Raw genomic sequence first — 11,722 nt, 5'->3', positions numbered from 1 at the left:
CCGCCCCATACCACCCATCGGTACGGGGCGGCCCTCTGCTTATCCTGGCGAGCATGCTGACCATCACCCAGGCCCTCGTCGACCAGATCGTCGCGCACGCGCGCAAGGACCACCCCGACGAGGCGTGCGGCGTCGTCGCGGGCCCGGCCGGTACGGACCGCCCCGAGCGGTTCATCCCGATGCTGAACGCGGCCATGTCGCCCACGTTCTACGAGTTCGACTCCGGCGACCTGCTCAGGCTCTACCGCGAGATGGACGACCGCGACGAGGAGCCGGTGATCATCTACCACTCCCACACCGCGACCGAGGCCTACCCCTCCCGCACCGACATCTCCTACGCCAACGAGCCCGGCGCCCACTACGTCCTGGTCTCCACCGCGGACACCGACGGCCTCGGCGACTTCCAGTTCCGCTCGTACCGGATCGTGGAGGGCGAGGTCACGGAGGAGGAGGTCACGGTCGTAGAGGCCTACTGATCTCGCGGTTCGGTCAGAATCCGTCCAGTATGCGAGATCACACTCCGGGCCCGGTACCGGGAATCGATACGATGACCCCATGGTTTTCCACGACGTGAGCGACAAGACGCCGGGCATGCTGCTCGTGGCGCGGCTGCACGTCGACCTGTGCAGGCTGCAGAGCGCCATCTGTACGCGCTGACCCCTGCCGCCGTACGGCCGTGAGCCGCGGCGCCTTGTGCACCACAAGCTCCACTGCGCTGCCGCGCGCCCACCGACTGACTACTCCCGACAGGAGCCCTGAGCCATGGCCATCGAGGTCCGCATCCCCACCATCCTTCGCACCTACACCGCCGGCGAGAAGGCGGTGGAGGGCAACGGGGACACCCTCGCCGAGCTCTTCGCCGACCTCGAGACCCGGCATGCGGGCATCCAGGCCCGCATCGTGGACAACGGCGAGCTGCGCCGCTTCGTCAACGTCTACCTGAACGACGAGGACGTCCGCTTCCTCGAGGGCATCAACACCAAGCTCGCCGACGGCGACAACGTCACGATCCTGCCGGCCGTGGCCGGCGGCATGGCCTGATCCGCATGCGCTACGACTCCCCGCTGGCCGCGGTGGGCAACACCCCTCTGGTGCGCCTGCCGCGGTTGTCGCCGTCCGAGGACGTCCGCATCTGGGCCAAGCTGGAGGACCGCAACCCCACCGGCTCGGTCAAGGACCGCCCGGCCCTGCACATGATCGAACAGGCGGAGAAGGACGGCCGTCTGACCCCCGGCTGCACCATCCTGGAGCCGACCAGCGGCAACACCGGCATCTCCCTCGCCATGGCCGCGAAACTCAAGGGCTACCGCATGGTCTGCGTGATGCCCGAGAACACCTCGCAGGAGCGCCGCGACCTGCTCGGCATGTGGGGCGCGGAGATCATCTCCTCCCCGGCGGCGGGCGGCTCCAACACCGCGGTCCGGGTGGCCAAGGAACTCTCGGCCGAGCACCCGGACTGGGTGATGCTCTACCAGTACGGCAACCCGGACAACGCGGGCGCGCACTACGCGACGACCGGCCCCGAGATCCTCGCCGACCTCCCCTCCGTCACCCACTTCGTGGCGGGCCTCGGGACGACGGGGACGCTGATGGGCGTCGGCCGCTTCCTGCGCGAGAACAAGCCCGACGTGAAGATCGTCGCCGCGGAACCGCGCTACGACGACCTGGTGTACGGGCTCAGGAACCTCGACGAGGGCTTCGTACCGGAGCTGTACGACGCCTCCGTCCTGACGACCCGCTTCTCCGTCGGCTCGGCGGACGCCGTCACCCGCACCCGCGAACTCCTCCAGCAGGAGGGCATCTTCGCGGGCGTCTCCACCGGCGCGGCCCTGCACGCGGCGATCGGCGTCGGCAACAAGGCCGTCAAGGCCGGCGAGAGCGCGGACATCGTGTTCGTCGTGGCCGACGGCGGCTGGAAGTACCTGTCGACGGGCGTCTACACGGCGGCCACGACGGAGGAGGCCATCGAGACGCTGCAGGGACAGCTCTGGGCGTAGTCCTACGTGAGCCCGCTCGAAGGGCTCACGGCGCAGCGCTCATGTAGCGAGGTGACGGACCTGGTCCCACAGGACCGGGTCCACCACACCCACCCTCCGCCGGAACTCCCACACCGGCACCTCGCGCAACTCGTCCGTCTCCAGGAAGCTCGCGCGCCCCTGCGCATCGCCGACGGCCCCCGGAGGCAACGGGATCACCCCGGCCCGCTCGTCGTGGTACTTGCTGGTGATCTTCGCGACGACCGCCCGCTCCCCGTGCACCACCAGCACCAGACAGGGCCGGTCCTTGTTGCCCGGCCGGTCCTCGTACGGAACGTTCGCCCACCAGATCTCCGCGGGCTTGGGCCGCCCGCCACCCCGCACGCCCGGCCGGCCCGGCGGCCGTGTGCGGCGCCCCTCGGGCCGCCGCCCCCGCCCCCAGCCGTCGACGAGCGTGGCGACCAGCGCGAGCAGTATCACCGCCGCGAGCGCGAGCCACCATGACGTGTCCATACGAAGACGTTACCGGCGCACGATCAGCGCCGCGCGCCCTCTGCGCAACCCGGGCTCGCCCTCTCACGCCTCACCCGCCCCGCTTCCAGCCGAACCGGTGACACCACAGGTGAGTTCGCCCACAACAGCCCCTGCCTGAGGAGCGACCGGACGTTTTGCGCCTTACGCTCGACGGACCGCACGACCCCCGTTCCCCTTCCCAGAAAAGTTCCCGCCAGCGGAGGTTTCTGCTTCATGAAGCTCACCGTCGTCGGTTGCTCGGGGTCGTTCCCGTCCGCGGAATCGGCCTGCTCGAGCTACCTCGTAGAGGCCGACGGCTTCCGGCTGCTCCTCGACATGGGCAACGGCGCCCTTGGCGAGCTGCAGCGCCACTGCGGTCTCTACGACCTCGACGCGATCTTCCTCAGCCATCTGCACGCCGACCACTGCATCGACATGTGCGCCTACTTCGTGGCGCGCTACTACCGGCACGACGGCGGCCGCTGCGATCCGATTCCCGTCTACGGACCCGAGGGAACGGAACACCGGCTGACCACCGCCTACGCCGACACCCCCACCGCCTCCTCCATGAGCGAGGTCTTCGACTTCCACACGGTCAAGCCGTCCACGTTCGAGATCGGCCCGTTCACGGTGCACACGGAACGCGTGGCCCATCCCGTGGAGGCGTACGGCATCCGCATCGAGCACGGCGGGAAGTCCCTGACCTACTCCGGCGACACGGGCACGACCTCCGTCCTGGACGAACTCGCCCGCGACACCGACCTGTTCCTGTGCGAGGCCGCGTTCACGCACGGCAAGGAGAACATCCCCGACCTGCACCTCAACGGCCGCGAGGCGGGTGAGACGGCGGCCCGGGCGGGTGCACGGCGCCTGGTCCTGACCCACATCCCGCCGTGGACCGACCCGCAGGTCAACCTGGCGGACGCCCGCGCGGTGTTCGACGGCCCGGTGGAGTTGGCGGCGCCGAGGCAGTCGTACGAGATCTGACATCCGCACGTATGGGAAGGCCCCGGCACCTGTTTCGGTGCCGGGGCCTTCCTCATGCCGTGAGGGCGGGGCTCACGCCTTGGTGAGGTCCTCGAGCTCCTCCTCGGGCTCGCGGCCCGGGGTGGGGAGGTTGAACCTGACGATGGCGAAGCGGAAGACGACGTAGTAGATGGCGCCGAACACCAGGCCGACCGGGATCAACAGCCAGGGCTTGGTGGAGATGCCCCAGTTGATGAAGACATCGGTCAGACCGGCCGAGAAGCTGAAGCCCATGTGCATGCCCAGCGCCCACGTCACGGCCATCGACACGGCGGTGAGCACCGCGTGGATCGCGTACAGCAGCGGAGCGATGAACATGAACGAGAACTCGATCGGCTCGGTGACGCCCGTGACGAACGAGGTCAGGGCGAGCGACAGCATCATGCCCATCACGGCCTTGCGGCGCTCGGGGCGGGCCGAGTGCGCGATGGCCAGGGCGGCGGCGGGCAGGCCGAACATCATGATCGGGAAGAATCCCGTCATGAACATACCCGCGTGCGGGTCGCCCGCGAAGAAGCGGGGCAGGTCGCCGTGGAAGACGGTGCCGGCGGAGTTGGTGTAGTCGCCGATCTGGAACCAGGCCACCGAGTTCACGAACTGGTGCATGCCGATCGGGATCAGCGCGCGGTTGATCAGACCGAAGAGCGCCGCACCGAAGGAACCGAGCCCGGTCATCCACTCGCCGAAGTTCGTGATGACGTCACCGATGGGCTGCCAGCCCAGGACGACCAGTACACCGAGGGCGGCGCCGACGACGGCCGTGACGATCGGCACCAGTCGGCGGCCGTTGAAGAAGCCGAGCCAGTCCACGAGCTTCTTGCGGTGGTAGCGCTGCCACAGCACGGCGGTCAGCAGGCCGATGATGATGCCGCCGAGCACACCCGGGTTCTGGAAGGTCGCGGCCTCCGCGACCCCGTCGCCCTTCTGCCAGAAGCCGCCGAAGGGGGCGACGGACGTGTAGGTGGCGCCCTCGTGCCCGTCCTTGATCGGGAACTGGTGGATCACCGCGTAGTAGGTCAGGAAGCTGACCACTGCGGCGAGAGCCGTGGAACCGTCGGCCTTCTTCGCGAAGCCGATGGCCACGCCTATACAGAACAGCAGCGGCAGTCCGAACGAGCCGTCGAACAGCACACCGCCGGCCCCGGCGAACACCTTGGCGACATCGGTGGGCAGATGCAGCTTCGCCTGGACGTCGGGCTGGCCGAGTCGCATCAGCAGGCCCGCCGCCGGAAGCACGGCGATCGGGAGCTGGAGACTGCGGCCGATCTTCTGCAGGCCCTGGAGCAGGCCGGATCCCCACTTCTTCGTGGGGGCCGCCGTTGGCGCGGTGGCGGTGGTCATAGACTTCCTCCATCGGGTGGTGGTCTACACCACTCAGTGGTGTAGACCTGTTGTAGCAGATGAAGTCCGCATAAAGGAACCCGCGAAATCTGCAACCGGAACGCTACGCACCGTTCACCGCGAGTGATCTTCCCCAGCCCCTCCGCAGGCCTTCCACGCGCATGGGAAAGGCCCCCGAACCGGTGGTCCGAGGGCCCAACTCACTTGTGACACAAGGCCCTTGTCAGGGCTGTGTGACGTCCTCGTGCTCCTCCTCCGGCTCCCGCCCCGGAGTCTTCAGGTCGAACCTCGTGATCGCGAAACGGAAGATCACGTAGTAGACCGCGGCGAAGCACAGCCCGATCGGGACGATCGCCCACGGTCTCGTGGCCAGATTCCAGTTGATGACGTAGTCGATCAACCCGGCCGAGAAGCTGAAGCCGTCGTGCACCCCGAGCCCCCACGTCACCGCCATCGACACCCCCGTCAGCAGCGCGTGGATCGCGTACAGCAACGGCGCGACGAACAGGAACGAGTACTCGATGGGCTCTGTGATGCCCGTGACGAACGACGTCAGCGCGACGGACAGCATCAGCCCGCCGATCTCCTTCCGGCGGGCCGGCTTCGCGCAGTGCGTGATCGCGAGGGCCGCCGCCGGCAGCGCGAACATCATGATCGGGAAGAACCCGGAGGTGAACTGCCCCGCATTCGGATCCCCCGCCAGGAACATGTTGATGTCACCGTGCACGACCGTGCCGTCGGGCTTGGTGTAGCTGCCGAACTGGAACCAGATGGGCACGTTCAGGAACTGGTGCAGCCCCACCACCAGCAGCGCCCGGTTCGCGACGCCGAAGATGCCCGCACCCCAGGCGTCGAGTCCGTCGAGCCAGTCGCTGAAGTTCTCCAGACCGTCACCGATGGGCGGCCAGACCCACAGACACAGCGCGGCGAACACGATCGCGACGAACGCCATGATGATCGGCACCAGCCGCCGCCCGTTGAAGAAACCGAGCCAGTCCACCAGCTTCGTACGGTGATAGCGCGCCCAGAAGAAAGCGGCCAGCAGACCCATCACGATGCCGCCGAAGACACCCGGATTCTGGTACGTGAACGCCGTCACCGTGCCGTCGGACACCTGGCAGCCGACCCCGGCGACCGCCTTCGACCCGCCCGGGCAGTCCTTCGGGAACTGGCGCAGCACGTTGTAGTAGACGAGGAAGCCCGCGACCGCCGCGAGCGCCGTCGAACCGTCCGCCTTCTTCGCCATGCCGATCGCGACGCCGATGCAGAAGAGAAGGGGAAGCCCGAGGGAACCGTCGAGCAGGGCGCCGCCCGCACCGCCCATCACCTTCGAGACGTTCGTCCACCCCAGCCCGTCGTCCCCGAAGACATCCGGCTGACCGAGCCGGTTGAGGATGCCCGCGGCCGGCAGCACCGCGATCGGGAGCTGGAGACTGCGGCCCATCTTCTGCAGACCCTGGAACAATGTGTTCCATCGCCGCCGGGCAATGGAGATCTCCGTGGTGGCACTCATGGGTTGGCGACCGCCTGTCAGGTGGTGTAGACCAGTCACGGGCGATATGGCTGCTGTGACGTCATCCTTCGGTACGCACGACGCAATCGCTCGCGAAGTTGAGCCAACCGTGCATGAGGAGACAGACATGGCCAGCAAGGCTGAGAAGATCGTTGCCGGGCTCGGCGGCATCGACAACATCGAGGAGATCGAGGGCTGCATCACTCGGCTGCGCACCGAGGTCAGCGACGCCTCGCTGGTCGACGAGACCGCCCTCAAGGCCGCCGGCGCCCACGGCGTCGTCAAGATGGGCACCGCGATCCAGGTCGTCATCGGCACCGACGCCGACCCCATCGCCGCGGAGATCGAAGACATGATGTGAACCGACGTGAGATGAGCCACGGCCACCCCGGCCCGCACTCACTCGATGGGGCCCCTTCCCACCGCGGGAGGGGCCCTTTCCGCTCGTACGGCTAGGCTCATCGCCATGTCTCGAATCGACGGCCGCACCCCCGAACAACTCCGCCCGATCACCATCGAACGCGGCTGGAGCAAGCACGCCGAGGGCTCCGTCCTCATCGCCTTCGGCGACACCAAGGTCTTCTGCACCGCCTCCGTCACCGAAGGCGTCCCCCGCTGGCGCAAGGGCAGCGGCGAGGGCTGGGTCACCGCCGAGTACTCCATGCTCCCCCGCGCCACCAACACCCGCGGCGACCGCGAGTCCGTACGCGGCAAGATCGGCGGCCGCACCCACGAGATCAGCCGCCTCATCGGCCGCTCCCTGCGCGCGGTCATCGACTACAAGGCGCTCGGCGAGAACACCATCGTCCTCGACTGCGACGTCCTCCAGGCCGACGGCGGCACCCGCACGGCCGCGATCACCGGCGCCTACGTGGCACTGGCCGACGCCGTCGCGTGGGCCCAGGGCAAGAAGCTGATCAAGGCCGGCCGCCAGCCGCTCACCGGCACCGTCTCGGCGGTCTCCGTCGGCATCGTCGGCGGCGTCCCCCTCCTCGACCTCTGCTACGAGGAGGACGTACGGGCCGACACCGACATGAACGTCGTCTGCACCGGCGACGGCCGCTTCGTCGAGGTCCAGGGCACCGCGGAGGCCGAGCCCTTCGCCCGCGAGGAGCTCAACTCCCTTCTGGACCTGGCGGTTTCCGGCTGCTCGGAACTCGCTGTCCTCCAGCGCAAGGCGCTTGATACCGTCCTCGAAAAGTAAAGGACGCACCAAGCGGAACGGCGGCCCGAGGCAACCCGGACGCCCCTCCCAGCGTCCCTACGAATGCGGGCGCACGGCACACCACCGTGCGCCCGACCAGTACGGGGGGCCCACGGGCCTGGACACGGAGGGACCACAGTCATGGCCGCGAGCCGAGGCCGCCGCATCACCGTCACCATCGCAGCACTGGCAGCCATAGGGCTGACCGCGGGCCTCACCACCGGCTGCGACGCCGTCAACAAGGCCCTGGACTGCGTCCAGACCGCCGACACCATCGCCGACAGCGTCACCAACCTCCAGCAGGCCGTGGAAAACGCCTCGAACGACCCGACCCAGCTCGACGAGTCACTCGCCTCCATCGACAAGAACCTCGACAAGATCGGCGACAAGACCGACAACGCCGACGTCAACAAGGCCGTCGACGACCTGAACAAGGCCGTGAGCAACGTCCGTACGGCGATCAAGAACGGCGACAAGACCCCGGACGTCAGCCCCGTCACGGACGCGGCGGGCGAACTCACTAAGGTCTGCACCTCGTAAGGACCCCCCTACGGGCCGCGCCGTACTGTTGCCCCATGACGACGCGCCTGATCCTCGCCACCCGCAACGCCGGAAAGATCACCGAGCTCAGGGCGATCCTCGCCGAAGCGGGACTCGCCCATGAACTGGTCGGGGCGGAGGAGTATCCGGATGTCCCCGACGTCAAGGAAACAGGCGTGACGTTCGCCGAGAACGCCCTCCTGAAGGCCCACGCCCTGGCGCAGGCGACGGGCCTACCCGCGGTCGCCGACGACTCGGGCCTCTGCGTCGACGTCCTGAACGGCGCGCCGGGCATCTTCTCCGCCCGCTGGGCGGGCAAGCACGGCGACGACCGGGCCAACCTGGAGCTGCTGCTGGCCCAGCTGTCGGACATCGCGGACGAACACCGGGGCGCGCACTTCGCCTGCGCGGCGGCACTGGCACTGCCGGACGGCCGGGAGCGCGTGGTCGAGGGGCAGCTGCGGGGGGTGCTGCGGCACGCTCCGGTGGGCACGAACGGCTTCGGCTACGACCCGATCCTCCAGCCGGAGGGGGAGTCGCGGACGTGCGCGGAGCTGAGCGCCGAGGAGAAGAACGCGATCAGTCATCGGGGGAAGGCGTTCAGGGCGTTGGTGCCGGTGGTGCGGGAGCTGTTGGGCTGACAACGGTGGAGGTCCACCTGCGTTCAGGTGGACCTTCGAATCAAAGGTGTGCGGCCGGAGGGACTCGAACCCTCAAGGGATTTCTCCCACAACATCCTAAGTGTTGCGCGTAGGCCAATTCCGCCACGGCCGCTTGCGCGCTCATGCTACCCGGCGAGGCGGCTTCGTAGTCGAGGGCCTAGGCGGCTCTACGGCCACCTCGGCACCACGTGTTGGTGATCGCATGGCAATTGGGGCACAGCAACCGCAGGTTCTCGCGCCGGTCGTCGCTCCAGTCCCCGTTGATGTGATCGACCTCCAGCGTCATGGGCTTCCCGAGCCACTCGGGGCCTGTTCCGCACTCGGCACACTCCTCCGATACGCCCACCTCCAAAAGCGCCCGGCGGAGCAGATGGGTCCTGGTCCGGCGCTTGCCGTCATGCTGGATCAGGATGTCCTCGGCGCGCCTGAGCGGTGTGGTGCCTGGCCCGCCGCGTTGATGGGCCTGCCCAAGGAAATGGGAGGTGTCGAGACCGTCCTCGGTCACCCAGCGTCGGAGCTGAACGCGCAACCTGCTGTTGTAGGGCTCCATCCCGAGAGCGCGCAGCGTATCGGCGATGGAGGTTGCTCCTGCGACCGCTCGGCGCAACTCGTCGGCGGCTGGTCGGGCGAGCACTCCGCGCGCTCGCCTCTGGCGGGGCATGTGCGAGACGTCGATTCCGAAGTGGTCGAAGCGCCGGAAGAGATGACGGCGCAGTTGGCCGTATGGCCGGGTGCCGAAGAACGCGATGACCTCGTCGATGTCCGAACACTGCGCGGCGGCTTCTGTCAGCCGTTCCCGGGTGTACTGCACGCCGCCGCTCATGAAGTCCTGCCTTTGCCGCGCCCCCGGTAACTGTCCGTTGTCGAGTGGCAGTTGGGGCACAGGAACCGCAGGTTCTCGATGCGGTTGTCGCGCCAGTTGCCGTCGATGTGATCGACCTCCAGCGGGAGCGGATGCCCTCGCCAGACCGCTTCCGTTCCGCATCTGGCGCACCGCTCTCGCATGCCCAGGGCCGTCATCGCCCACTTGAGCCGATCGCTAGGGATGCGCCGGGCCTGGCCGACGGGCTGCTCGACGAGTAGTCCCTCGGGCGTCCGGGGGCGCCACGCCTTGCCGCGCCGGGTCGGCACCTGAAAGTGCGAGGTGTCGATGTCGTACGCCTTGATCCGTCGGCTGATGTGAGTGTGGTGCCCGCCGACGACCTCAAGCCCCAGGTGCCGTAGCACCTCGCACATGTTCGTCGACGCCGAGACCGCCACCTGGAGGATCTCTCGCGTCCACTTCACCCCCTCCCGCTCGAAGTGCGACGTGTCCACCCCCAGCTTCTTCATCCGCCCCAAGACGTACCGCCGCGTCGAACTCCCCGGATCCACCCCCAACCTCCCCAACGCCTCCGACAACGTCCGCGCCCCCCGAGCCGCCTCCTCCAGCCGCTCCTTGGTGTACGCACTGGCCCCCATGAGCCCCCTCCGTTCCGGCCACGCGTTCGCAGCCCGTACGGAGTAACGAACAGCTCATCCGACAGTCACGCCCGAAATGTAAAGCGGCCCGCACCAGGGCATCCCGGTGCGGGCCGCTGACGCAGCAGAGACGGACCCTCAGATCCCCAGATCCTTGATGATCTTGGCCACATGCCCCGTCGCCCGGACGTTGTACAGCGCCCGCTCGACCTTGCCCTCCTCGTCCACGATCACCGTGGAGCGGATGACGCCCATGTACGTCTTGCCGTAGTTCTTCTTCTCGCCGTACGCGCCGTAGGCCTCGGTGACCGTCTTCTCCGGGTCGGCCGCCAGCGTGATCTTCAGGGACTCCTTCTCGCGGAACTTCGCCAGCTTCTCCGGCTTGTCCGGGGAGATGCCGATGACGTCGTAGCCGGCGCCGGCCAGGAGTTCCAGGTTGTCGGTGAAGTCGCAGGCCTGCTTGGTGCAGCCGGGCGTCAGGGCCGCCGGGTAGAAGTAGACGATGACCTTGCGGCCCTTGTGGGCCGAGAGGGACACGTCGTTGCCGTCGGCGTCGGGGAGGGTGAAGTCGGGGGCCACGTCCCCCGGCTGGAGTCGCTCGCTCATCGAACCAGCGTAACCGGGGGTCCTGACAGTGCGGGGGCGGGCGGAACTGACAGACTGTCCAGAACAAGTAGCAGCAGGCAGGCATCAGGCGACTTCGGAGGCCCCACGGTGGCGGACACGTCGGACACCAGAACCCCGGCGCAGATCGAGGCGGACATCAGGCGCCGCCGCGACGTGCTGGCCGAGACGCTCGACGAGATCGGGGTGCGGGTGCATCCGAAGACGATCGTCGGGGACGCCAAGGCCAAGGTCGTGTCGAACATCGATCAGACCCTGGGACGGGCCTACGTCGGGGTCAACAAGGTCGTGAGCGATGTGAAGGCCCAGTTCGTGGATGAGGAGGGCGCGCCCCGGCTGGAGCGGATCGTGCCGGTCGCGGTCGTCGCCGTCGGACTGGTCGGGCTGCTCGCGCTCGGGACCCGGCGGCGCAGGGGCTGAGCAAGCGCCGACCCGGCGGCGTACGGACTGGGCAAAGGCAGGTAGGTTCAAGGCGTGAGCGCCAAGAGAAACGAGCACAGCACCCAGCACGACAAGCTGCCCATCCGGATGCTGCATGACCGGGTTCTGGTCAAGCAGGAGAGCGGCGAGGGTGAGCGGCGGTCGGGCGGGGGCATCCTGATCCCCGCCACGGCGGCCGTCGGGCGTCGGCTGGCCTGGGCCGAGGTCGTAGCGGTGGGCCAGAACGTACGGACCGTGGAGCCGGGCGACCGGGTCCTGTACGACCCGGAGGACCGTGCCGAGGTGGAGGTCCGGGGCGTCGCCTATGTGCTCATGCGTGAGCGTGACCTGCATGCCGTGGCCGCGGACCGGTTCGAGGGGTCCGAGGACACGACGGGCCTGTATCTGTAGAAGTCTGTAGAAGCCGTACAGCGGCTCAAGA

The 11,722-nt window shown here is 68.1% G+C and carries 18 protein-coding genes and 1 tRNA gene; 12 read left to right on the top strand and 7 right to left on the bottom strand.

What is annotated here, in order from left to right; genetic code table 11:
* Positions 1-53: 53 nt before the first annotated feature.
* The 4 genes from ACWDAG_RS27650 (at position 54) to ACWDAG_RS27635 (ending at position 1,997) form a co-directional block, all read left to right on the top strand.
* On the top strand, positions 54-476 hold the full coding sequence (locus ACWDAG_RS27650) for a Mov34/MPN/PAD-1 family protein (protein ID WP_450698261.1): 423 nt from the start codon (positions 54-56) through the stop codon (positions 474-476).
* Positions 477-555: 79 nt separating this feature from the next.
* Positions 556-657, top strand: coding sequence for a putative leader peptide (locus tag ACWDAG_RS27645; protein WP_311736770.1), 102 nt, complete (start codon positions 556-558; stop codon positions 655-657).
* Between the two features lie 105 nt (positions 658-762).
* On the top strand, positions 763-1,041 hold the full coding sequence (locus ACWDAG_RS27640; RefSeq protein WP_450698260.1) for a MoaD/ThiS family protein: 279 nt from the start codon (positions 763-765) through the stop codon (positions 1,039-1,041).
* Between the two features lie 5 nt (positions 1,042-1,046).
* Positions 1,047-1,997, top strand: a complete 951-nt coding sequence (locus ACWDAG_RS27635) for a PLP-dependent cysteine synthase family protein (protein ID WP_450698259.1) — start codon at positions 1,047-1,049, stop codon at positions 1,995-1,997.
* Between the two features lie 39 nt (positions 1,998-2,036).
* Here ACWDAG_RS27635 and ACWDAG_RS27630 read toward each other — a convergent pair whose 3' ends face one another.
* A complete protein-coding gene (locus tag ACWDAG_RS27630; protein ID WP_030943640.1) occupies positions 2,037-2,489 on the bottom strand; it encodes a type II toxin-antitoxin system PemK/MazF family toxin in 453 nt (150 codons plus the stop codon).
* A 234-nt stretch (positions 2,490-2,723) separates the two neighbouring features.
* On the opposite strand from ACWDAG_RS27630, the gene ACWDAG_RS27625 reads away from it, so the two are divergent.
* Positions 2,724-3,476, top strand: coding sequence for an MBL fold metallo-hydrolase (locus tag ACWDAG_RS27625; RefSeq protein WP_450698258.1), 753 nt, complete (start codon positions 2,724-2,726; stop codon positions 3,474-3,476).
* Between the two features lie 72 nt (positions 3,477-3,548).
* Here ACWDAG_RS27625 and ACWDAG_RS27620 read toward each other — a convergent pair whose 3' ends face one another.
* Both ACWDAG_RS27620 and ACWDAG_RS27615 read right to left on the bottom strand, forming a co-directional pair.
* Positions 3,549-4,856: a PTS transporter subunit EIIC gene (locus tag ACWDAG_RS27620; protein ID WP_450698257.1), complete on the bottom strand. Its 1,308-nt coding sequence runs from the start codon at positions 4,854-4,856 to the stop codon at positions 3,549-3,551.
* A gap of 223 nt (positions 4,857-5,079) precedes the next feature.
* Positions 5,080-6,369, bottom strand: coding sequence for a PTS transporter subunit EIIC (locus ACWDAG_RS27615; RefSeq protein ID WP_450698256.1), 1,290 nt, complete (start codon positions 6,367-6,369; stop codon positions 5,080-5,082).
* On the opposite strand from ACWDAG_RS27615, the gene ACWDAG_RS27610 reads away from it, so the two are divergent.
* The 4 genes from ACWDAG_RS27610 (at position 6,251) to rdgB (ending at position 8,754) form a co-directional block, all read left to right on the top strand.
* Positions 6,251-6,730 (top strand): glucose PTS transporter subunit EIIB, encoded by a 480-nt coding sequence (locus ACWDAG_RS27610; RefSeq protein WP_450698255.1) that lies wholly within the window; start codon positions 6,251-6,253, stop codon positions 6,728-6,730. The genes ACWDAG_RS27615 and ACWDAG_RS27610 overlap by 119 nt on opposite strands.
* A 105-nt stretch (positions 6,731-6,835) precedes the next feature.
* Positions 6,836-7,573 carry a ribonuclease PH gene (gene rph / locus ACWDAG_RS27605; protein ID WP_351476001.1) on the top strand — a complete coding sequence of 246 codons (738 nt, stop codon included), beginning with the start codon at positions 6,836-6,838 and terminating at the stop codon, positions 7,571-7,573.
* Positions 7,574-7,714: 141 nt separating this feature from the next.
* Positions 7,715-8,113 carry a hypothetical protein gene (locus tag ACWDAG_RS27600; RefSeq protein WP_450698254.1) on the top strand — a complete coding sequence of 133 codons (399 nt, stop codon included), beginning with the start codon at positions 7,715-7,717 and terminating at the stop codon, positions 8,111-8,113.
* Between the two features lie 35 nt (positions 8,114-8,148).
* On the top strand, positions 8,149-8,754 hold the full coding sequence (gene rdgB, locus ACWDAG_RS27595) for an RdgB/HAM1 family non-canonical purine NTP pyrophosphatase (protein ID WP_450698253.1): 606 nt from the start codon (positions 8,149-8,151) through the stop codon (positions 8,752-8,754).
* 49 nt (positions 8,755-8,803) lie between these two features.
* Here the strand turns inward: rdgB and ACWDAG_RS27590 are convergent.
* The 3 genes from ACWDAG_RS27590 to ACWDAG_RS27580 all read right to left on the bottom strand — a co-directional run bounded on the left by ACWDAG_RS27590 (position 8,804) and on the right by ACWDAG_RS27580 (position 10,176).
* A tRNA-Leu gene (locus tag ACWDAG_RS27590) sits at positions 8,804-8,887 on the bottom strand.
* A gap of 45 nt (positions 8,888-8,932) precedes the next feature.
* The gene (locus ACWDAG_RS27585; protein WP_450698252.1) at positions 8,933-9,598 is read right to left on the bottom strand and encodes an HNH endonuclease; all 666 of its coding nucleotides are present in this window, start codon (positions 9,596-9,598) and stop codon (positions 8,933-8,935) included.
* Positions 9,595-10,176: an HNH endonuclease signature motif containing protein gene (locus ACWDAG_RS27580; RefSeq protein ID WP_450698357.1), complete on the bottom strand. Its 582-nt coding sequence runs from the start codon at positions 10,174-10,176 to the stop codon at positions 9,595-9,597. Before ACWDAG_RS27580 ends, ACWDAG_RS27585 begins: the two co-directional genes overlap by 4 nt.
* On the opposite strand from ACWDAG_RS27580, the gene ACWDAG_RS27575 reads away from it, so the two are divergent.
* On the top strand, positions 10,085-10,282 hold the full coding sequence (locus ACWDAG_RS27575; protein ID WP_450698360.1) for a hypothetical protein: 198 nt from the start codon (positions 10,085-10,087) through the stop codon (positions 10,280-10,282). The genes ACWDAG_RS27580 and ACWDAG_RS27575 overlap by 92 nt on opposite strands.
* A 92-nt stretch (positions 10,283-10,374) precedes the next feature.
* Here the strand turns inward: ACWDAG_RS27575 and bcp are convergent, their stop codons facing one another.
* Positions 10,375-10,842, bottom strand: coding sequence for a thioredoxin-dependent thiol peroxidase (gene bcp / locus ACWDAG_RS27570; protein WP_115907926.1), 468 nt, complete (start codon positions 10,840-10,842; stop codon positions 10,375-10,377).
* Positions 10,843-10,950: 108 nt separating this feature from the next.
* Here bcp and ACWDAG_RS27565 point away from each other — a divergent pair, with 108 nt between their 5' ends.
* A complete protein-coding gene (locus ACWDAG_RS27565; protein WP_450698251.1) occupies positions 10,951-11,280 on the top strand; it encodes a DUF3618 domain-containing protein in 330 nt (109 codons plus the stop codon).
* A 54-nt stretch (positions 11,281-11,334) separates the two neighbouring features.
* On the top strand, positions 11,335-11,691 hold the full coding sequence (locus ACWDAG_RS27560; protein ID WP_030943670.1) for a GroES family chaperonin: 357 nt from the start codon (positions 11,335-11,337) through the stop codon (positions 11,689-11,691).
* Positions 11,692-11,722 lie beyond the last annotated feature (31 nt).

It is taken from the genome of Streptomyces sp. NPDC001157 (assembly GCF_053598255.1).
The sequence above is the reverse complement of the archived record's forward strand: the minus strand, read 5'-3'. Positions and strand labels throughout refer to the sequence as shown.

Bases quoted from the DNA above. Each gene is read 5' to 3' on its own strand.
- ACWDAG_RS27650 (WP_450698261.1), top strand. From the start codon at position 54: ATGCTGACCATCACCCAGGCCCTCGTCGACCAGATCGTCGCGCACGCG.
- ACWDAG_RS27645 (WP_311736770.1), top strand. From the start codon at position 556: ATGGTTTTCCACGACGTGAGCGACAAGACGCCGGGCATGCTGCTCGTG.
- ACWDAG_RS27640 (WP_450698260.1), top strand. From the start codon at position 763: ATGGCCATCGAGGTCCGCATCCCCACCATCCTTCGCACCTACACCGCC.
- ACWDAG_RS27635 (WP_450698259.1), top strand. From the start codon at position 1,047: ATGCGCTACGACTCCCCGCTGGCCGCGGTGGGCAACACCCCTCTGGTG.
- ACWDAG_RS27630 (WP_030943640.1), bottom strand. From the start codon at position 2,489: ATGGACACGTCATGGTGGCTCGCGCTCGCGGCGGTGATACTGCTCGCG.
- ACWDAG_RS27625 (WP_450698258.1), top strand. From the start codon at position 2,724: ATGAAGCTCACCGTCGTCGGTTGCTCGGGGTCGTTCCCGTCCGCGGAA.
- ACWDAG_RS27620 (WP_450698257.1), bottom strand. From the start codon at position 4,856: ATGACCACCGCCACCGCGCCAACGGCGGCCCCCACGAAGAAGTGGGGA.
- ACWDAG_RS27610 (WP_450698255.1), top strand. From the start codon at position 6,251: ATGCCCGCGGCCGGCAGCACCGCGATCGGGAGCTGGAGACTGCGGCCC.
- ACWDAG_RS27615 (WP_450698256.1), bottom strand. From the start codon at position 6,369: ATGAGTGCCACCACGGAGATCTCCATTGCCCGGCGGCGATGGAACACA.
- rph (WP_351476001.1), top strand. From the start codon at position 6,836: ATGTCTCGAATCGACGGCCGCACCCCCGAACAACTCCGCCCGATCACC.
- ACWDAG_RS27600 (WP_450698254.1), top strand. From the start codon at position 7,715: ATGGCCGCGAGCCGAGGCCGCCGCATCACCGTCACCATCGCAGCACTG.
- rdgB (WP_450698253.1), top strand. From the start codon at position 8,149: ATGACGACGCGCCTGATCCTCGCCACCCGCAACGCCGGAAAGATCACC.
- ACWDAG_RS27585 (WP_450698252.1), bottom strand. From the start codon at position 9,598: ATGAGCGGCGGCGTGCAGTACACCCGGGAACGGCTGACAGAAGCCGCC.
- bcp (WP_115907926.1), bottom strand. From the start codon at position 10,842: ATGAGCGAGCGACTCCAGCCGGGGGACGTGGCCCCCGACTTCACCCTC.